Consider the following 19,443-nt stretch of genomic DNA (forward strand, 5'->3'; position numbering starts at 1 on the left):
CTTCGATGCAATGCATAGTGATGATGGAGCGGGACGACATGAAAGTTACAAACTATCAGGAGCCGAAAATAGATCCGTTGGGCAAGGGCCTCGGCAACGTGCCGAGCGCGAGCGTGCCGCTCGACGAAGCCGGCCGCCTCGAGTGGAACCTGCTCGCGGAGGACGTCAGCCTGCCCGCGGCCGTGCTGTACGCCGACCGGATCGAACACAACCTGAACTGGATGCAGGCGTTCGTCCAGCAGTACGGCGCGCAGTTCGCGCCGCACGGCAAGACGACGATGGCGCCGCAGCTGTTCCGCCGCCAGCTCGCGGCCGGCGCGTGGGGCATCACGCTCGCGACCGCGCACCAGACGCAGGCCGCGTATCACGGCGGCGTGCGGCGCGTGCTGCTGGCGAACCAACTGGTCGGCCGCCAGAACATGACGCTCATCGCGGGGCTGCTGTCCGATCCCGAATTCGAGTTCTTCTGCCTCGTCGATTCCGTCGATGGCGTCGAGCAGCTCGGCCGCTTTTTCGGCGCGGCGAACAAGACGCTGAACGTGCTGCTCGAGCTCGGCGTGCCGGGTGGCCGCGCCGGCGTGCGCGACGCTGCGCAGCGCCAGGCGGTGCTCGATGCGATCGCCCGCCATCCGGACACGCTGAAGCTGGCCGGCATCGAACTCTACGAAGGCGTGCTGAAGGAAGAAGGCGAGATCCGCACGTTCCTGCAACACGCGGTCGCACTCACGCGCGAACTGGCCGAAGCCGGCCGCTTCGCGCGCACGCCGGCGATCCTGTCGGGGGCCGGCTCCGCGTGGTACGACGTGGTCGCGGAGGAATTCGCGAAGGCGTCCGACGCCGGTTTCGCCGAGATCGTGCTGCGTCCGGGCTGCTATCTGACGCATGACGTCGGCATCTACAGGAAGGCGCAAGCGGACGTGTTCGCGCGCAATCCGATCGCACGCAGGATGGGCGAAGGGCTGCTGCCGGCGCTGCAGCTGTGGGCGTACGTGCAGTCGGTGCCGGAACCGGACCGCGCGATCGTCGCGCTCGGCAAGCGCGACGCGGCGTTCGACGCGGGCATGCCCGAGCCGGCTCGCCATTTCCGCCCCGGCCGCGACGGCGCGCCGCGCGAGCTGGCCGCCACCGAAGGCTGGGTCGTGACGGGGATGATGGACCAGCACGCCTATCTGCAGATCCCGCCGGGCGCGGATGTGAAGGTCGGCGACATGGTCGCGTTCGACATCTCGCACCCGTGCCTCACGTTCGACAAATGGCGGCAGTTGCTCGTCGTCGATCCGCAGTACCGCGTGACGGAAGTCGTCGAAACGTTCTTCTGACACGCCGTCCGCGCGTGGCGCCGCCCGCCGCGGGCGGCCGTCACGCACGCTTCGAGCGGGCGGAGTACACTGCGCGTTCGTCCTCGGGGCCGCATCGCCGCCGCGGCGGCCGTGCGCCGCTCGCCGCGCGAACGGCCCTTCAACGCCGTTGAATGGAGAGTGCCATGGCCGCGAAGAAGATCCTGTTCCTGACCGGCGATTTCGCCGAAGACTACGAAACGATGGTGCCGTTCCAGGCACTGCAGGCCGTCGGCCATCGCGTCGACGCCGTGTGCCCCGGCAAGCGCGCCGGCGACAAGGTCAAGACCGCGATCCACGATTTCGAAGGCGACCAGACCTACACCGAAAAGCCCGGCCACTATTTCACGCTGAACGCGAGCTTCGACGACGTCGACGCGTCGAGCTACGACGCGCTCGCGATCGCCGGCGGCCGCGCGCCCGAATATCTGCGTCTCGATGCGAAGGTGATCGCGCTGGTGCGCGCGTTCGCGCAGGCCGGCAAGCCGATCGCCGCGATCTGCCATGCGGCGCAGCTGCTGGCGGCCGCCGACGTGATCCGCGGCAAGCGCATCTCGGCCTACCCGGCCTGCGCGCCCGAAGTGAAGCTCGCCGGCGGCGAATATGCGGACATTCCGGTCGATGCGGCCGTGACCGACGCGCCGTTCGTCACCGCGCCCGCGTGGCCCGCGCATCCGGCATGGCTCGCGCAGTTCCTCGCATTGCTCGGCACGCGCATCGAGCTGTGAGCGAAGTCGTCGTGCCCGTAGAACGGAAATGAAGTGATGTGACGAGCGCCGGCCGGCGCCGGGCGGTGGGCTCTCGGGCCCGCCGCGCCGCGCCGGTCGCCGCCCTTCAGTGCGGAGACGGCGTCGAGCCGACCTCCGCGATCCGCGACTCCAGCATCGCCAGCGCGCCCGACAGCGCGGTCAGCACGTCGTCCGGCAACTGCGCGACGGTGCGGTCGAGGAACGCCTTGCGGCGCGGCAGGCACGCGTCGAACGCCGCCCGCCCGGCGGCGGTCAGCGTGACGTTGGTCACCCGGTTGTCGCGGGCATCGGACGCGCGCTCGATCCAGCCGAGCGCATCGAGCGATTTCAGCTGGCGCGTGAGCGCGCCCGGATCGATGCGCAGCACCTCGACGAGCTTCTTCTGCGACGCCTGGCCGTCCAGCGTGTGCAGCGCCACCATGATGCGCCAGCGCGGCATCGGCTGCCCGACGTGCGTTTCGAACGCGCTCATGAACGCGCGATACGTGCGTCCGAATTGCTGCAAGATCGCGATGCGGTCCGGTTCTTCCATGCGCTGATGCCTACTCGTTCATTCGGTGAATCGTTTCAATCGGCCGCGACATGCGGTTCGACCTTGCGTCGCAGCGCGATCGGCGGCACGCGGCGGCATTGCCACACCGACACCACGGCGACGACGGCCGCCATCGCGACGCCCAGGTGAATCGCGCCGACGAGCGATTCGCGGGCCGCTTCCAGCAGCAGCGCACCATTATGCCCGGCCGCCGTCAGCTCCGCGACCAGACGGCCTTGCGCCGCACGGTCGATCAGGATCTGCGGATCGGCGAGTTGCGCATGCCACTGCAGCGCGCGGTCGCCGGCCAGCGCATCGTGCACGCCGCTCGAATACATCTGGTTGACGAGCGTGCCGGTCAGCGCGGTGCCGATCATCCCGCCGACCATGCGCAGCGATTGCAGGAGCGCGGTCGCGATGCCGAGGTGCTCGCGACCGGCGGTCTGCTGCGCGAACACGGTGAGGTTCGGCAGCACGAAGCCGAGCCCGATCCCGCCGGCGACCATCAAGACCATGAGCATCCAGCCAGGCGTCGTGTGGGTCGACACGACGACACCCGCGCAGGTGAACGCGAACAGCCCGAAGCCGACGTGCAGCATCGCGTTCGGATGGCGGATGCGCGTGACGACGCGCCCGTTCATGATGCTGCCGATCGTGATGAACACGACGAGCGGCGTGATGACGAGCCCCGCCGCCTTCGGCGACATCCCGAAGCCGCCCTGGAACAGCAGCGGCGCATAGAACAGCAGCGAGAACATCGAGAAGCCGGCGAGCATCGCGAGCACGAACAGCGCCGACAGCGCGCGGTTGCCGAACATGTCAAACGGCAGGATCGGCTGCGCGCAGCGCTTCTCCCAGTGCCACAACGCCACGCCCGCGCCGAGCGCGACCACCAGCAGCAGCGACGCCCAGCTCATCAAGCCGTATTTCGGCAGCCATTCGACGAACAGCTGCAGCGCGCCGAGCGACAGCGCGATCAGCAAGGCGCCGGGCCAGTCGAGCCGCATGCTGCGGTCGTGCTCGACGTGCCGCAGGTGCGGCAGGTAGCGCCACACGAAGAACAGCGACAGGATGCCGATCGGCAGGTTCACGTAGAACACCGAACGCCAGCCGAACGACTGGGTCAGGAACCCGCCGAGCGACGGCCCGATCGCGTTCGCGATGCCGAACGCCGAACTCATCAGCACCTGCCAGCGCAGCCGCACGACCGAATCGGGGAACAGGTCGGGGATGCACGCGAACGCGGTGCCGACCAGCATGCCGCCGCCGATCCCTTGCAGGCCGCGCGCCAGCACGAGGTACAGCATGTCGTTGGCCATCCCGCACAACACCGACGCGCCGGTGAACACGACGATCGACACGATCACGAACGGCTTGCGGCCGTAATAGTCGCCGAGGCGGCCGAAGATCGGCACGGTGATCACGGAGCTGAGCAGGTACGACGTCGCGACCCATGCGTACAGGTCGAAGCCGCGCAACTCGGCGACGATGGTCGGCAACGCGGTGCCGACGACCGTCTGGTCGAACGCGACGAGCATGGTGACGAACGAGATCCCGATCATCGCGAGCAGCGACTCGCGAAACGGCAGAAGTTGCCCGCTGGAATGGTGGGCGGCAGTATGGACCGGCATTTTTTGTTGATGCAATCTTTGACGTGTCAAACAATCGCGAAAGTGTAGCACGTCGGAGTAATCTACGCGGGCATGGGATGGGCGGCGTGCCGCCAGGGAGAACGATGGAACCGATTTCGATCACGCCTGCGGCGACGCTGTCGCCGCAGGACCAGGACGCGCTGCGGCGCGCGAAGCAGGTGCTGGAAAGCCCGTCGCTGACGTTGAAGCTGACCAGCGTGCTCGGTGCGCCGGTCGAGAAGATGATCGGGCGGCTGCCGGCGTTCGCGACCGGCAAGATCAACGATGCGACGCAGCTCGCGCTGCGCAAGTGCCTGAACATCGCGCTGCGCACGCTCGGCAAGCCGCCGGCGCCCGATGCCGAGCCCGACAAGCCGAGCAACCTGCTGCACAAGCTCGCGGTCGCGACGACCGGCGCGGCCGGCGGCGCGTTCGGCTTCCTCGCGCTGCCGGTCGAGCTGCCGGTCACGACCACGCTGATCTTCCGCTCGGTGTGCGACATCGCGCGCAGCGAGGGCGAGGATCTCGCGGCGGTCGACACGCAGTTGCAGTGCCTGGCCGTGCTCGGCATGGGCGGCGACACGGACAAGCGGGAAGAGGACGCCGATCTCGGCTATTTCGTGCTGCGCGGCGCGCTCGCGCAGGCGATCTCGAAGGCGTCGTCCGACATCGCGACGAAAGGTGTGGCCGCGCACAGCTCGGCGGCGGTGTTCAAGCTGGTGCAGACGGTCGCGTCACGTTTTTCCGTGCAGGTGACTGAGCAGATGGCCGCGAAGTCGATCCCGGCGATCGGCGCGGTGCTCGGCGCGACCGTCAACACGCTGTTCATCGATCACTTCCAGCAGATGGCGCACGGCCACTTCACCGTGCGCCGGCTCGAGCGCAAGTACGGCGCGGCGGCCGTGCGGGCCGCGTATCAGGCGATCGACGGCGCGCCGGCGCGGTGACGAGCGGTGACGAGCGGGGGCGGTTGCGAGGCGGTTGCGAGGCGGGGGCGTTGGGCGTTGGGCGTTGGGCGTTGGGCGTTGGGCGTTGGGCGCTGGGCGCTGGGCGCTGGGCGCTGGGCGCTGGGCGTTCGCGCGGTTCGCCGGTTCGCCGGTTCGCCGGTTCGGCGACTGGCGACTGGCGACTGGCGACTGGCGACTGGCGACTGGCGACTGGCGGTCGAGCATCGCGCGCCTGCGGCGCGATCGGCGCTTACATCTGCCCGAGCGGCGGCCTGTCGAGCCACACGTCATCTCGACCGACTCGCCACCCGCCTTCGACACCCTATATGTCAAACGCCGCCGCGCGCGTCAGTTCGCCGGCATCACCTGCCCGCGGATCTCGCCGGCCGGATGCGCCTTCGTATGCACGTTGAAGTACCACTTGCCGCTCGTCAGCTCGGCCACCTGCGCGTCGGTGAGTTCCTTCGAGCCCTTGATCGGGCTCGCGAGCTCGTCCTTCGGAATCGGCACCTGCACGCCGGCGTTCTGGCCGACCGGCGCGGGACCGTGGAAGTGTGCGGCCGTCGCCGGCCCCGTCAGGTTTTCGTAAGTGACGGTCCAGCGCAGCAGGTGGCTCGCCGTGTCGTAGGTGGCGTCGACCGTGCCGGCGCCCTTGGTCGCGGTGGGCGGCACCTCGCTCGACGGCTGCAGGTTCGCGGACAGACGCACCGTTTCGGCGGCGGCGCTGCCGGCCGCCAGAACGCCCGTGAGCAACGCCACCTGGAGCAAACGCAACTTCGGCATGAATCCTCCTTGTACGACGTGGTACGCCCCGCGGCCGGGGCGCTACGTGATGGTAGTCGATCGGCGCCGATCCGGCAGCGTGCCGAATCCAGGAAGGGACCTTTGCAGCGCAACGCCTGAATCCGCACGCGGCCTTTCGCTACACTCCGTCTCACAGTTGCTTGTTTCCTTCGTCCGAAGGAGTCTGCGAGTATTCACGCGGCCAGCCGGCCGCGTTTTTTTTGCTCGTCGCGCACGCGATACCCGCCTCGTCCGCCGCTTCGGCGTCGGGCGTCGGCAAGCAGCCCGAAGCAATCTGCCCCGCCGCAGTTACGCATCACCCGCGTATCCATCACGCGCGATACCCCGGATCGATACGATCGACGATACGCTGCAGCGCGTCGAACGCGTCCTGTCCCGCACCGTGCTTCGGATCGAAATTCAGCGAATCGAGCACGCACCGGTCGAGCACCGGCGGCTCGATCGGCAACGGCTCGCCGATCGCGTGCGTCGCCACCTGCACCTCGCACGCGCGATTGAGCAGCCACATCAGCGAGAACGCGTGCGCGAGCGTCGCACCGATCGTCACCGGCCCATGGTTGCGCAGCAGCAGCACGGGCCGTCCGCCCGCGCTCGCGACGATCCGACGGCCCTCCTCCGCATGCACGGTGATGCCCTCGAAATCGTGATACGCGACCTTCCCGTAGAGCTGCGCCGAATAGAAATTCGAGAACGACAGGCCATCGCGCGCGCAGCACACGGCCATCGTCGGCGTCGTGTGCACGTGCATCACGCAGTGCGCGTCGGGCAGCGCCGCATGGATCGCGCCGTGGAACGTGAAGCCGGCCGGGTTGATCGGCCAGTCGGAATGGCCGATCACGTTGCCGTCGACGTCGATCTTCACGAGATTCGACGCACACACCTCGCGGTAATGGAGCCCGAACGGGTTGATCAGGAAGTGGCCGTCCGCGCCCGGCACGCGCAGTGAGATATGGTTGTAGATCAGCTCGGTCCAGCCGAGGTGAGCGAAGATCCGGTAGGCGGCCGCGAGCTGCACACGCGCTTGCCATTCGGCTTCGGAGAAACGGGCGGGACGCGTGAACGGCTGGTTCGGTACACGTTGCATCGGGCACTCCGGTTGCGCACGGGCGCGGCTGCGGCACGCGCGGGCGGCGCCTCGGGTCCGGCCCGCGACGCTGCGCGTATCGTTGTGCGAGCAACTATATCGCCTGTGCCGACACCTCGGTAACACGGGTTTTGCCGGAGCCGCGCCGCCGTTACAACTGATCGTCGACCGGCAGCAGCATGAAGACGCCGGTCATCACGTTGCGCAGCAGCCCGGCATGCGGGTCGACGTGATAGGTGGTGGTTTGCCCGCCGTCGGTGCCCGTCCATTCGAGCGCGGGCGGGCCGCCGCCCGGCTGCGGCGCGAGCGTCACGCGATAGCTCTGGTCGGGCTGCGTCACGTGCGCGAAGATCGCCGCCGCCTGCTGCGCGAGCTGCGGGCTGTGGATCACGAGCGCCAGTTCGGTGTTCAGGTGTGCGGAACGCGGGTCGAGGTTCAGCGAGCCGATCACGACGATCTGCCGGTCGATCACGTACGCCTTCGCATGCAGGCTCGCACGCGAGCGCGAGCCGAACAGCCGCGCGGGCGGCTGCTCGGGCTGCGACTTGAATTCGTACAACTCGACGCCGCGCTGCAGCAACGGCACGCGGTACGGCGCGTAGCCGGCCTGCACCGCGACCGCGTCGGTGGCCGCGAGCGAATTCGTGACGATCGCGACGCGCACGCCGCGCGCGGCCGTATCGCCGAGGATCTTCACGCCGGCGTCGTGCGGCACGAAGTACGGCGAAAACGCGAGAAATTCCGTGCGCGCGCCGCGCGTGAGATCGGCCAGGCGCTGCATCGGCGGGCTCACGTAGGTGTCGGTCGGCTGCGCGATCTTGTCCGGCGCATCGACCTTGAACTCGGCCGGCGCCCACACGAGTTCCAGCTCGTCGCGCGCGATCTGGCGCGCCAGCGGCGTGGCGTTCAACGGCTTCGCGTTGTACGGGTCGGCGTTGTTGCGCCAGTGCTCGCGCAACTCGTCGCGCACCGCGTCGAGATCCTTCGGATCGAAGCGCTGGTGGTTCAGCACGCGCAACGGATAGCTGCTCGCGCTCGCCCAGTAGTCGTCGAAGCTCTTCGAGATGTCGTTCGTCACCGGGCCGGCCGCGAGCACGTCGAGATCCCGGAACTGCAGCGTCGGGCTCGCACTGAAGTATTCGTCGCCGAGATTGCGGCCGCCGACGATCGCGAGCTGGTTGTCCGCGATCATCGCCTTGTTGTGCATGCGGCGCGTGAAGCTGTCGAGCCGCGTGAAGAAATTGGCCGTGCGCTCGACCATCCCGTACTGCGACGCGCCGAACGGGTTGAACACGCGGATCTCGATGTTCCCGTGCGTATTGAGCGCGGCCATCACGCGGTCGATGTCGCGGAAGTTCAGGTCGTCGACCAGCATCCGCACCCGCACGCCGCGATCGGCCGCGTACAGCGCCGCGGCGAGCAACAGCTTGCCGGTCGTGTCCTCGGTCGCGATGTAGTACTGCATGTCGAGCGTCTTCGTGGCCGCCCGCGCGAGCGCGATGCGCATCTGCAGCGCGGTGGCGCCGTCGGCGAGCAGGCGGAAGCCCGACTGCTCGGGATGTGCGGCTTCCGGTGCGGCCAGCGCCGTGCGCAGCGGCGTCGCGGCATCGGCCGGCAGCGCGTGGGACACGGAGCGCTCGAGCGACGTCGCAGGCGGGTGCGTCGCGCACGCGACAAGTGGCAGCAGCGCGCAGACGACCAGCGCGCGGGCCAGGCGGCACACGGCGCGCCAACACGGCGCGGCCGGCGCGTGCCGGATCAAAGACGTGAGCACGGAGGCTTCCTCGACAGTCGGGTCAACGGGCACGTGAGCGCCGCGGCGCGCGGCGCACGGGCAGTTCCGACCGATTCTAGTGGGCGCCCGACGAGCCGGTCAATCGCGCGTCGAGCGGCGTTCGGGCGCCGCCCGGACCTTGGTTCGAGCGTAGTTCGATCGCGCTTCCGCCGTACTTCCATCGCACCTCCGCCGTACTTCGACTGCACTTCGACCGTACTACGAGCGCACCCGGCACCCCGCCCCCCGCCCCTCACACCGCCCCACCGCCAGCGCGTTCAGGTACGGGCCACAGGCGCCGTGGTCCAACCAATCTCACGACGCGGCGCCGTTACGCTCGAAGTGGCTGCGCACGTAGTCGATATGGGTCTGCATCGCGGTGCGCGCCTCCTCGGGCCGGTGTGCGCAGATCGCATCGCACACCACACGATGCTGCTGCAGCAGCAGTTCGGATGCCTGCTCGTCGTCGGTCGTCATCCCGGCGACGTTGATCGAAATGTGTTCGCGCAGCATCCCGAGCACGCTCGTATGCAGGTGCAGGAACATCGTGTTGTGCGACGCGAGCGCGATCGCCTCGTGCAGCTTCGCGTCGGCCGACGCCTCGACGACCGCGTCGTCGTTCGCATGCGCGGTCTCCAGCTCGCGCAGCAGCCCGCGGATCCGGCGCCGGTCGTTGGCATCGGCACGCAGCGCAGCGAAATACGCGGTCGCGCCTTCGAGCACGCGGCGGAATTCGAGGATGTCGTCGCGCAGCGCCGGATGATCGGCGACCAGCTGGCCCCACGGCGACGCGATGCCCGCGCGCAACTGGTCGGTCGCGAACACGCCCGCGCCGCGCCGGCTCTGCAGCAGCCCGCGCGCGACGAGCCGCTGGGTCGCCTCGCGCACGGTATTGCGCGCCACCCCGTACTGCTGCGCGAGCACGCGCTCGGCCGGCAGCCGCGCGCCCGCCGGCCACGTGCCGTCGAGCAGCGCCGTCTCGATCTTGCGCATCACCACTTCGGTCCGGCCCCGTGCCGTCATCGCCGCCATTGCCGTCTCCCCGTTTCGTATCGCTGTCGCGTCGATTGGCCCAACCAATTTGAGCTCCGGCGCCGTCGCGGGAATTATGCAGCGAAATGGCCGCCCGCATGCAGATGCCGGGACGGCGTACCTGGAGCGAGACATGAACCCAAGGCCCTACCCCGCTGTCGCCCCCGCGCACGTGTACCTGTTCGCGACCTGCCTGGTCGACCTGTTCGTGCCGGAAGCCGGCCTCGACGCGGTCCGGCTGCTGGAGCGCGAAGGGCTGACCGTCCACTATCCGCGCGGCCAGAGCTGCTGCGGGCAGCCGGCCTACAGCAGCGGCAATCCCGACGAAGCGCGCCGCGTCGCGGCCGCGCAGCTCGACCTGTTCGGCGACGCGTGGCCGGTGATCGTCCCGTCCGGCTCCTGCGCCGGCATGATCCGGCACCATTGGCCGACCCTGTTCGCCGACGATCCCGTGCACGGCCCCAAGGCCCGTGCGATCGCCGAGCGCACCTACGAACTCGCCGAATTCCTCGTCAACGTGCTGCACGTGCGGCTCGACGCCATCGCGCCGCCGGCCGGCCCCGACGAACGCGTGGTGCTGCACACGTCGTGCGCGGCCCGCCGCGAGATGGGCACGCGCGCCCACGGCGTCGCGCTCGTCGATGCGCTGCCGGGCGTCACGCGCGTCGAGCATGAACGCGAATCGGAATGCTGCGGCTTCGGCGGCACGTTCTCGCTGAAGCACCCCGATATTTCGGGCGCGATGGTGCAGGACAAGGTGGCGTCGGCGTGCGCGACCGGCTGCGACCGGCTCGTGTCGGCCGACTGCGGCTGCCTGCTCAACATCGGCCATGCGGCCGACAAGGCCGGCGCGAAGCTCGCCGTCGAGCACCTCGCGAGCTTCCTGTGGCGCCGCACGGCCGGCGCGGCGTCGCTGAGCGGAGATGCACAATGAGCGCCCGCGACGCGATCCTCGCGCGGCTGCGCGCCGCCGCGCCCGGCGTCGCCGGGCACGCGAGCGCCGCGGTCGACACGCGCATCGGCGAGCATTACGCCGCGCAGCGCGCCCCGCTCGCCGCCGATCTCCACACGCTGGTGCAGACGATGCAGGCCGCGCTCGCCGCGTCGCATACCGACGTCTGGTGCGCGAGCGCCGACGCATGGCCCGCCCAACTCGCCGCGAAGCTCGCGGCGGCCGGCGTGCGGCGGCTGCTGCTCGACCCGGCCCGCGCCGAAGCCGCGGCGCTCGCGCACGCGCTGCCCGAGACGGTCGCGCCGGTGCCGTTCGATCGCCCAATCGACGCGTGGAAGACCGAACTGTTCGACACGATCGACGCCGGCTTCACGGTGGCGCGCTCCGGCATCGCGGCGACCGGCACCGTCGTGCTCGCGCCCGACGCCGGCACGCCGCGCACGGTGTCGCTGGTGCCGCCGCTGCACGTCGCGCTGGTGCACGCGCGCACGCTGCACGCGGACCTGCACGCGGCCGTGCACGCCGAGCGCTGGCATGCCGGCATGCCGACCAACCTCGTGCTGGTATCGGGCCCGTCGAAGACTTCCGACATCCAGCAGACGCTCGCGTACGGCGCGCACGGCCCGCGCGAACTGTGGGTCGTGATCGTCACCGAGCCGACCGATGCATCCGCCGCACCCGCTTTCCAGGAGCTGCCGCGATGAGCGACCAGCCGCTGCACTTCGTCGCCCCCGGCGACTTCAAGACCCGCGCGCGCGCCGCGCTCGACGATCCCGCCTTGCGCCGCAGCTTTCGCGGCGCGATGGACTTCCTGCAAGGCAAGCGCGCGAGCCAGTTTCCCGACGGCGCCGAGCTCGAGCAGCTGCGCGACGTCGGCGAAGCCGTGCGCCGCCATGCGCTCGCGCAGCTGCCGGCGCTGCTCGAACGGCTCGAGGCGAAGCTCACCGCAGCCGGCGTGCAGGTGCACTGGGCCGAGACGGCCGACGACGCGAACGCGATCGTGCTCGGCATCGCGCAGGCGCGCAACGCGCGCCGCGTGATCAAGGGCAAGTCGATGGCGAGCGAGGAGATCGAGCTGAACCATTACCTCGCGGAGCGCGGCGTCGACTGCATCGAGTCCGACATGGGCGAGTTCATCGTCCAGCTCGCGGGCGAGAAGCCGTCGCACATCGTGATGCCGGCGATCCACAAGACGCGCGCCGACATCGCCGCGCTGTTCGAGCAGCACATCGCCGGCACCCGCTACACGGAGGATGTCGACGCGCTGATCCAGACCGGCCGGCGCGCGCTGCGCCGCGCGTTCGCGGAAGCGGACATCGGCCTGTCCGGCGTGAATTTCGCGGCGGCCGACACGGGCACGCTGTGGCTCGTCGAGAACGAGGGCAACGGCCGGCTGTCGACGACGGTGCCCGACACGCACATCGCGATCATGGGCATCGAGAAGGTCGTCGAGAAGCTCGAACACATCGTGCCGCTGGCGAGCCTGCTGACGCGCTCGGCCACCGGCCAGGCGATCACGACCTACTTCAACCTGATCTCCGGCCCGCGCCGCGACGGCGAACGCGACGGCCCGCGCGAGCTGCATCTCGTGCTGCTCGACAACGGCCGCACGCAGGCCTACGCGGACGAGCAATTGCGCGCGACGCTGCAGTGCATCCGCTGCGGCGCGTGCATGAACCACTGCCCCGTCTATACGCGCATCGGCGGCCACGCGTACGGGACCACCTATCCCGGCCCGATCGGCAAGATCATCTCGCCGCACCTGCTCGGCCTCGATGCGACGGCCGACCTGCCGAGCGCATCGACGCTGTGCGGCGCATGCGGCGAGGTGTGCCCGGTGCGCATTCCGATCCCGCAGCTGCTGGTGCGGCTGCGCACCGAGGCGAACCGCAAGCCGGACGAGGCCGTGGCGCACCCGCTGCGCGGCCAGGGCGCGAACTACAACCGGGCGGAAGACCTCGTGTGGCGCTTCTGGTCCGGCGCGTTCGCGCATCCGCGCGCGTATCGCGCGTTCCGCTGGGCCGCAACGCGGCTGCGCGCGCTGACGCCGGCGAAGCAGCTCGGCTGGACCCAGCACCGCACGCCGCTCGAGCCGGCGCCGCGCAGCCTGTCCGACCTGCTGCGCGCGCGCGGACAACCCGAATAGCCGCCGATTCAAAACCCGTACCAACAGCAATCCATGGAGGAGACCACCATGCAGGTTTGGCACCAGATCTACACGCCGCTCGGCAGCCTCGGGCTGTCGGCGTTCGTCGCCGCGATTCCGATCATCTTCTTTTTCGTCGCGCTCGCCGCACTGCGGATGAAGGGGCACGCGGCCGCCGCGATCACGCTGCTGCTGTCGCTCGGCGTCGCGATCCTCGCCTACGGGATGCCCGTGCGGCAGGCGCTCGCGGCAGCCGGCTTCGGCTTCGCATACGGCCTCTGGCCGATCGCGTGGATCATCGTCGCGGCGGTGTTCCTGTACAAGATCGTCGTGAAGACCGGCCAGTTCGACATCATCCGTGCGTCGGTGCTGTCGATCACCGACGACCAGCGGCTGCAGATGCTGCTGATCGGCTTCTCGTTCGGCGCGTTTCTCGAAGGCGCGGCCGGCTTCGGCGCGCCGGTCGCGATCACGGCCGCGCTGCTCGTCGGCCTCGGCTTCAAGCCGCTGCACGCGGCCGGACTGTGCCTGATCGCGAATACCGCGCCGGTCGCGTTCGGCGCGATGGGCATCCCGATCATCGTCGCCGGGCAGGTGACCGGCATCGACGCGTTCCACATCGGCGCGATGGCCGGCCGCCAGCTGCCGCTGCTGTCGCTCGCCGTGCCGTTCTGGCTCGTGTTCATGATGGACGGGCTGCGCGGCGTGCGGCAGACCTGGCCGGCCGCGCTGGTCGCGGGCGCCAGCTTCGCGGTCACGCAGTACTTCACGTCGAACCATATCGGGCCCGAGCTGCCGGACATCACGTCGTCGCTCGTCAGCCTCGTGTCGCTCGCCACGTTCCTGAAGGTCTGGCAGCCGAGCAGCGCGAAAGCGACGGCCGGCAGCGTCGTCACGTCCGGCGGCGGCGCCGCGCTCGCCGGCTTCGGTGCCGGCGGCAACGCCGCGGGCTCGAGCCGTCAGGCGTCGCCGTACTCGCTCGCGCAGACCGTGCGCGCATGGTCGCCGTTTCTGATCCTGACGGCCGTCGTCACCGTCTGGAGCCTCGCGCCGTTCAAGGCGCTGTTCGCGGCGCACGGCCCGCTCGCGGCAACCGTGCTGAAATTCCACGTCGCCGGGCTCGACCAGCTGGTCGTGAAGGGCGCGCCGATCGCGGCTGCGCCGAAGGTGCTCGACGCCGTGCTGAAGATCGACCTCCTGTCGGCCGTCGGCAGCGCGATCCTCGTGACGGCGCTGATCTCGATGGTGCTGTTGCGGATGAAGCCGCGCGACGCGCTCGTCACATTCGGCGAGACGCTGAAGGAGCTCACGCGTCCGATCCTGTCGATCGGCCTCGTGCTCGCGTTCGCGTTCGTCGCGAACTACTCGGGGATGTCGTCGACGCTCGCGCTGATGCTCGCCGCGACCGGCGCCGCGTTCCCGTTCTTCTCGCCGTTCCTCGGCTGGCTCGGCGTGTTCCTGACCGGCTCGGACACGTCGTCGAACGCGTTGTTCTGCTCGCTGCAGCAGGCCACGGCCCACCAGCTCGGCGTGCCCGAGACGCTGGCCGTCGCCGCCAACACGACGGGCGGCGTGACCGCGAAGATGATCTCGCCGCAATCGATCGCCGTCGCATGCGCGGCGACCGGCCTGGTCGGCAAGGAGTCGGAGCTGTTCCGCTTCACGGTGCGCCACAGCCTGCTGTTCGCGGTGATCGTCGGCGTGATCACGCTCGTACAGGCCTACCTGCTGCCGGGCATGGTGCCGTAAGCCCCTCGCGCGGCGCTCGCCACAAACAAAAACCCCATGCCCGCGAGGGCATGGGGTTTTGTTCATCCGAACGCGCGGGCCTGGCCGGGGCCGCGCGGCGGGCAACGGCGATCAGCTGCCCTTCGCGATGCGATCCTGGATGTGCTGCGCACGGCTCGTCGACGACGGGTGCGAGCTCATCATCGAGCTCTTGCCGCCGTCGAGCTGCGCGAGCTTCTGGAACGCGGTGACGAGGCCCTTCTGGCTCATGTTCTTCTGCTTCATCAGGTCGAACGAATAGTCGTCGGCCGCGCTTTCCTGCGATTGCGAGAACTGCGCGTTGATGAACTTCTCGGTGATGTCGCCGAGCTGCGAGCTGGTCAGCGCCGCGACGCCGGGCGAGGCCGCGCCGGCCGCCGTGCGCGCCGCGCTGACGGCGTAGGCCGTCTGCATCGCCTTCTTCGAGTGGCCCAGCGCAACGTGGCCCATTTCATGGCCGATCACGCCGCGCAGCTCGTCGTCGTTCATCATGTCCATCAGGCCGCTGTACACGCGCACGCAGCCGTTGCCCATCGCCCACGCGTTGACGTCCTTCGTGACGTAGACCTTGTAGTTGATCTTCTGGCCGTTCAGCGTCATGTCGCCGAAGCCCTTCATCACCTTCGTCAGACGCTTCGAATACGCGCTGTTCGGCGCGGCGATCTTCGATTCCGCGTCGCTCGCCTTGCACGAGTCGTTCGACAGGGCCGCGATGTCGCTGTCCGACAGCGTCGCCGCCTTGAACAGGCTGGTGCCCGCCGACGTCAGGCCGTTCGCGTCGAGGTTCTGCACCCCGCCGCACGCGCTCAACAGGAACGCCACGCCACACGCTGCCGCCGCTTTCTTGATATGCATTCCGTAACCCTCGGTAGTTTTATTTGGGAGCGGCGATTTTGCATAATCCGGCAGAAAATTACCAGACGTTTACATCTAATGACAGGACCATTACCGGCGCAATCGGCCGGAAGTAACAATAGTTAACGGATTGACGGTCAGCGGGACGGTCGATCGCCGCGTCGCGGCCGGTCGAACGCGCGGCGCGAGCGGCGCGTCAGCCGCCGCGCGGCCAACAGCGGCAGCCGCAGCACGAAGCCGGCGACGAGCCGCACGTGCATCCATGCGAGCAGCGCGTTGTCGCGACCGTAGTGAAAATGCGACACGCCGCCCTCGTGCGCGCCGAAATAGCGCACCGGCGCGTCGATGCGGATCGGCCGCACGCCGGCCCAGCAGAGCCGCACGGCCGCTTCGGGATCGAAGTCGAAGCCGCGCATCCACGGCTGCCGGTGCATGATCGCGGCGAGCGGCGCGATCGGATACACGCGAAAGCCGTACAGCGAATCGCCGATCCCGGCCCACAGCGTCTCGAGGTCGGCCCAGCCGTTCGACAGGCGCCGGCCCTGCACGCGCAGCCGCGGCGCGCTCGCGTCGAATTTCGGCAGGCCCAGCACCATCGCGTCCGGCGCCGCCTGCGACGCGGCCATGAATTGCGGAATCAGCTCGGCCGGATGCTGGCCGTCGGAATCCATCGTCAGCACGTGCGTGAAGCCGCTCGCGGCGGCCGCGTCGAGCCCGGCGAGCACGGCCGCGCCCTTGCCGCGGTTCTGCGGCAGCACGATCACGCGCAGGCCGGGATCGCGCTCGGCCATCGCCTGCAGCCGCTCGGCGCTGCCGTCGGTGCTGCCGTCGACGACGACCCACACCGGGTTCCACTGCGCACGCGCGTTGCGTACGGTCGTGTCGACCTTGACGCCGGGGTTGTAGCTCGGGATCAGCACGAGATGGGTGGTCGACGCGTGCAGCTGGGACATGGGAACGACCGATTGCGAAGACGATGATCCTGACAAAAGTGTATGACCTGCGGGCGACTGCCGGCAGGCTTCGTCGATGCCGGGCGACGGCTCGCGCAGCGACAGGCCGGCGCGCTTCACGACCGATGCTCCGGCGGATGGGCGGCGCTCGCGTCGATCTCGACCGGCGGATTGCCGCCGCATGCATCGGCGTGGACGAACGACGTGCGTACGCCCAGGCCGGCCGCGTCGCGCAGCACGCCTTCGATCGCGGCGCGCGCGCCGGGAAACGTCTGCCGGAACGCGTCGCCGCGCCGTTGCGTACCGTGCTGCGGCGCGGCGAGCCGCGCCTCCGCGCTGCGGACGAGTCGCAAGGCACGACCGCCGCCACGACGCACGGCGCGCGCGCCATATGGGGCTGCGGCTGCGGCCGGGACGGTGGACGGAGAACACACGCGCCGTTCGGCGCCGACTGGTTGCACTGACACTTCGATTTCCTCAACAAGCGGCGCGGCGTGGGACGCACGCGCGGTCATGCAAGTCCGCCGTTGACCGACAGTACCTGCCCGGTCACATAGGCGGCCGCATCGGACACCAGATACGCGACCATCGCCGCGACTTCGTCGGGCCGGCCTGCGCGTTGCGCGGGCACGAGCTGCCTGATCCGTTCGATCGGGAACGCGTCGCCGGCCATCGGCGATTCGATGATGCCGGGCGCGACCGCGTTCACGGTAATGCCGCGCGACGCGAGCTCGAGCGACAGCGATTTCGTCGCCCCGATCAGCCCGGCCTTCGCGGCCGCATAGTTGACCTGCCCGCGGTTGCCGGTCACGCCGGCGACCGACGCGATGTTCACGATGCGCCCGTGTCGCGTGCGGATCATCGGCAGCAGCAGCGGCTGCGTGACGTTGAAAAAGCCGTTGAGCGTCACGTCGATCACGTCGTGCCATTGGCGGCGCGACATGCCGGCCATCGGCGCGTCGTCGTGGATGCCCGCGTTGTTGACGAGGATCTGCACCGGCGCGCCGTCGACGAACGGTGCGAGCGCGGCGAGCGTCGCGTCGGCGTCGGTCACGTCGAACGCGATCGCATGCGCGGCGCCGCCGGCCGCGACGAGCCGCTGCGCGACGGCCTGCGCCTGGGCGAGATTCCGGTTCGCATGCACCCACACTTCATGGCCGGCCTGCGCGAGCGCCGTGCAGATCGCCTGCCCCAGTGCGCCGCTGCCGCCCGTTACGAGCGCCCGCATCGAATGGCTCCGTTCATTGCACGTCGCGTTGAGCGACGCCGCCGCCTCGTATCGTGCCGCAGGCGTCGCCGCGTGCCGTCGTCCATGGCGTGCCGTATCGCGCCGCCGTCACTTCGTGCGATGCACGGCGACGTAGGCGGCCAGCGCGCCGAGATTCGAGAAGATCTGCTGGTTGTCCGGGTTGTCCGAGCGCAGCTCGAAGCCGTACTTCTTCGAGATCAGCAGCGCGATTTCGAGGATGTCGATGGAGTCGAGCCCGAAGCCCTCGCCGTACAGCGCGGTCGCGGCCGTCACCGTGTCGGGCGAGACGTCTTCGAGATTCAGTTCGCCGATGATCAGCGTGGCGAGCTCTTGTTCCAGTGCGTTCATCATGCTTGCGGGCAGGCGGCCCGGGGCAGCGAAAGGCGCATCGAACCGGCAGCCGCCGTGCCCGCGCGGCGCGTGCGAAGCGCCGTCGCGCCAGCGTCTGCCGGCTTCCCCGCCTGCGTTATGGGGGACCATGTGTAAAAGTTACGCGGATTCTAGACGAACGGATATCGGGGCGTATACCGCGAATGGTTACAGACTGAAGGGCCCGCGCGCGGGCCAGTTGGAGGCCCCGATCGCACGAGACGCTTGCGCCGCTTCGACTCGAAATGAATCGCCGCAGCGACGCGTGCGCGCGGCCGCCATACAATCCGTTACAAAACCCGGCCGCGCCCATCACGAAGCGTCGCGCCGCGGCCCTAAAATGTGCGTGCGTCACCACCGGCCCGGACTGAGTTCGGGCCATGGTTCGCAAGCCTTTTCGTAAGACTTTTTCGTAAGACCTTTGACAGCCCGACGCACGCGTGGGGCGACGATCCGCACGATGTTTCCAGCAGCCATGCCGCGCCCGTTCATTCGCCCCGCTCCCGTCCGTCCAGCCGTACGCCGCGCTACCGCGGCGGCCATCGGCCGTGCGCGGGCGCGCCGCGCAGCGGGAGCACCGCGATGAGCACGCCGCTCGCCATCGCGCGCGGCGCCGGCGCGCTGGCCGCGGTCGCCGCGTATCAGATCGGCGCGCATTACGCGGCCGCGACGCCGGGCGCGCACGGCTTCGGCCTCGCGATGGCGCTGGTGCCGCCGCTGCTGCTCGCGCTCGGTGCGGCGCTGCGCTCGCCGCGACGCGCGGCGCTCGTGCCGGTGTGGCTGCTCGTCGCCGGCGCGCTGTGGGCCGCACGCGTCCCGCTCGCACGCCATTTCGAATGGGGCCTGTATCTCGAGCACGCGAGCTTCAACGTCGCGATGGCGCTGCTGTTCGGCCGCACGCTGATGGCCGGCCAGGTGCCGCTGTGCACGCGCTTCGCGGCGATGATTCACGGCGAGATCACGCCGGCCGTCGCGCGCTACACGCGGCGCATCACGCTCGCGTGGGCGCTGTTCTTCGTCGCGATCGCGGCCGTGTCGACGCTGCTGTTCGCGACCGCGCCGATCGCCGCGTGGTCGACCTTCGCCAACTACCTGTCGTTGCCGCTCGTCGCCGTGATGTTCGCCGCCGAGCATGCGTGCCGGCGCGTCGCGCTGCCGGGCGACGCGCGCACGACGATGGCCGACTCGATGCGCGCGTACCGCGCGTCGACCCAGCCGTCGCGATGATTCCAAGGCCGGCGCGGCTGCGCCGGCCACTGCCT

At 69.5% G+C, this 19,443-nt stretch carries 19 protein-coding genes; 8 read left to right on the forward strand and 11 right to left on the reverse strand.

Annotated features, from left to right (window positions below):
* Positions 1 to 38 precede the first annotated feature (38 nt).
* Positions 39 to 1,319, forward strand: coding sequence for an amino acid deaminase (locus tag MYA_RS12200; protein ID WP_041493986.1), 1,281 nt, complete (start codon positions 39 to 41; stop codon positions 1,317 to 1,319).
* Between the two features lie 164 nt (positions 1,320 to 1,483).
* Positions 1,484 to 2,065, forward strand: a complete 582-nt coding sequence (locus tag MYA_RS12205; RefSeq protein WP_011886011.1) for a DJ-1/PfpI family protein — start codon at positions 1,484 to 1,486, stop codon at positions 2,063 to 2,065.
* A gap of 106 nt (positions 2,066 to 2,171) precedes the next feature.
* Here the strand turns inward: MYA_RS12205 and MYA_RS12210 are convergent, their stop codons facing one another.
* Positions 2,172 to 2,618 (reverse strand): MarR family winged helix-turn-helix transcriptional regulator, encoded by a 447-nt coding sequence (locus MYA_RS12210; RefSeq protein WP_014723633.1) that lies wholly within the window; start codon positions 2,616 to 2,618, stop codon positions 2,172 to 2,174.
* 35 nt (positions 2,619 to 2,653) lie between these two features.
* A complete protein-coding gene (locus tag MYA_RS12215; RefSeq protein ID WP_014723634.1) occupies positions 2,654 to 4,249 on the reverse strand; it encodes an MFS transporter in 1,596 nt (531 codons plus the stop codon).
* A gap of 104 nt (positions 4,250 to 4,353) precedes the next feature.
* Between MYA_RS12215 and MYA_RS12220 the strand changes: the two genes are divergently transcribed.
* On the forward strand, positions 4,354 to 5,196 hold the full coding sequence (locus MYA_RS12220) for an EcsC family protein (protein WP_014723635.1): 843 nt from the start codon (positions 4,354 to 4,356) through the stop codon (positions 5,194 to 5,196).
* A 348-nt stretch (positions 5,197 to 5,544) separates the two neighbouring features.
* Here MYA_RS12220 and MYA_RS12225 read toward each other — a convergent pair whose 3' ends face one another.
* The 4 genes from MYA_RS12225 to MYA_RS12240 all read right to left on the reverse strand — a co-directional run bounded on the left by MYA_RS12225 (position 5,545) and on the right by MYA_RS12240 (position 9,890).
* The gene (locus MYA_RS12225) at positions 5,545 to 5,979 is read right to left on the reverse strand and encodes a CHRD domain-containing protein (RefSeq protein ID WP_014723636.1); all 435 of its coding nucleotides are present in this window, start codon (positions 5,977 to 5,979) and stop codon (positions 5,545 to 5,547) included.
* Positions 5,980 to 6,310: 331 nt separating this feature from the next.
* Complete coding sequence (locus tag MYA_RS12230) at positions 6,311 to 7,084, reverse strand: class II aldolase/adducin family protein (protein ID WP_014723638.1); 774 nt, start codon at positions 7,082 to 7,084, stop codon at positions 6,311 to 6,313.
* A gap of 151 nt (positions 7,085 to 7,235) precedes the next feature.
* The gene (locus tag MYA_RS12235) at positions 7,236 to 8,858 is read right to left on the reverse strand and encodes a phospholipase D family protein (protein ID WP_014723639.1); all 1,623 of its coding nucleotides are present in this window, start codon (positions 8,856 to 8,858) and stop codon (positions 7,236 to 7,238) included.
* Between the two features lie 315 nt (positions 8,859 to 9,173).
* A complete protein-coding gene (locus tag MYA_RS12240; RefSeq protein ID WP_011886018.1) occupies positions 9,174 to 9,890 on the reverse strand; it encodes a FadR/GntR family transcriptional regulator in 717 nt (238 codons plus the stop codon).
* 133 nt (positions 9,891 to 10,023) lie between these two features.
* Between MYA_RS12240 and MYA_RS12245 the strand changes: the two genes are divergently transcribed.
* The 4 genes from MYA_RS12245 to MYA_RS12260 are packed head-to-tail and all read left to right on the forward strand — an operon-like array spanning position 10,024 to position 14,737.
* The gene (locus MYA_RS12245; RefSeq protein ID WP_041493889.1) at positions 10,024 to 10,824 is read left to right on the forward strand and encodes a (Fe-S)-binding protein; all 801 of its coding nucleotides are present in this window, start codon (positions 10,024 to 10,026) and stop codon (positions 10,822 to 10,824) included.
* Positions 10,821 to 11,546, forward strand: a complete 726-nt coding sequence (locus MYA_RS12250; protein WP_014723642.1) for a LutC/YkgG family protein — start codon at positions 10,821 to 10,823, stop codon at positions 11,544 to 11,546. Before MYA_RS12245 ends, MYA_RS12250 begins: the two co-directional genes overlap by 4 nt.
* Entirely contained in the window at positions 11,543 to 12,988 is a 1,446-nt protein-coding gene (locus tag MYA_RS12255) for a LutB/LldF family L-lactate oxidation iron-sulfur protein (protein WP_014723643.1), read from the forward strand. Before MYA_RS12250 ends, MYA_RS12255 begins: the two co-directional genes overlap by 4 nt.
* Positions 12,989 to 13,036: 48 nt before the next feature.
* Positions 13,037 to 14,737 (forward strand): lactate permease LctP family transporter, encoded by a 1,701-nt coding sequence (locus tag MYA_RS12260; protein ID WP_014723644.1) that lies wholly within the window; start codon positions 13,037 to 13,039, stop codon positions 14,735 to 14,737.
* Positions 14,738 to 14,848: 111 nt separating this feature from the next.
* Here MYA_RS12260 and MYA_RS12265 read toward each other — a convergent pair whose 3' ends face one another.
* The 5 genes from MYA_RS12265 to MYA_RS12285 form a co-directional block, all read right to left on the reverse strand.
* Positions 14,849 to 15,610 carry a M48 family metalloprotease gene (locus MYA_RS12265; protein ID WP_011886023.1) on the reverse strand — a complete coding sequence of 254 codons (762 nt, stop codon included), beginning with the start codon at positions 15,608 to 15,610 and terminating at the stop codon, positions 14,849 to 14,851.
* Between the two features lie 137 nt (positions 15,611 to 15,747).
* Positions 15,748 to 16,563, reverse strand: a complete 816-nt coding sequence (locus MYA_RS12270; RefSeq protein ID WP_034194787.1) for a glycosyltransferase family 2 protein — start codon at positions 16,561 to 16,563, stop codon at positions 15,748 to 15,750.
* A gap of 116 nt (positions 16,564 to 16,679) precedes the next feature.
* Positions 16,680 to 16,916 (reverse strand): hypothetical protein, encoded by a 237-nt coding sequence (locus MYA_RS12275; protein WP_034194786.1) that lies wholly within the window; start codon positions 16,914 to 16,916, stop codon positions 16,680 to 16,682.
* 158 nt (positions 16,917 to 17,074) lie between these two features.
* Positions 17,075 to 17,791 (reverse strand): 3-oxoacyl-ACP reductase FabG, encoded by a 717-nt coding sequence (fabG, locus tag MYA_RS12280; RefSeq protein ID WP_011886026.1) that lies wholly within the window; start codon positions 17,789 to 17,791, stop codon positions 17,075 to 17,077.
* Positions 17,792 to 17,899: 108 nt separating this feature from the next.
* Complete coding sequence (locus MYA_RS12285; RefSeq protein WP_011886027.1) at positions 17,900 to 18,160, reverse strand: phosphopantetheine-binding protein; 261 nt, start codon at positions 18,158 to 18,160, stop codon at positions 17,900 to 17,902.
* Positions 18,161 to 18,763: 603 nt separating this feature from the next.
* On the opposite strand from MYA_RS12285, the gene MYA_RS12290 reads away from it, so the two are divergent.
* Positions 18,764 to 19,408, forward strand: coding sequence for a membrane protein (locus MYA_RS12290; protein ID WP_014723648.1), 645 nt, complete (start codon positions 18,764 to 18,766; stop codon positions 19,406 to 19,408).
* Positions 19,409 to 19,443 lie beyond the last annotated feature (35 nt).

It is taken from the genome of Burkholderia sp. KJ006, assembly GCF_000262695.1.
Classification (GTDB): Bacteria; Pseudomonadota; Gammaproteobacteria; order Burkholderiales; family Burkholderiaceae; genus Burkholderia; species Burkholderia vietnamiensis.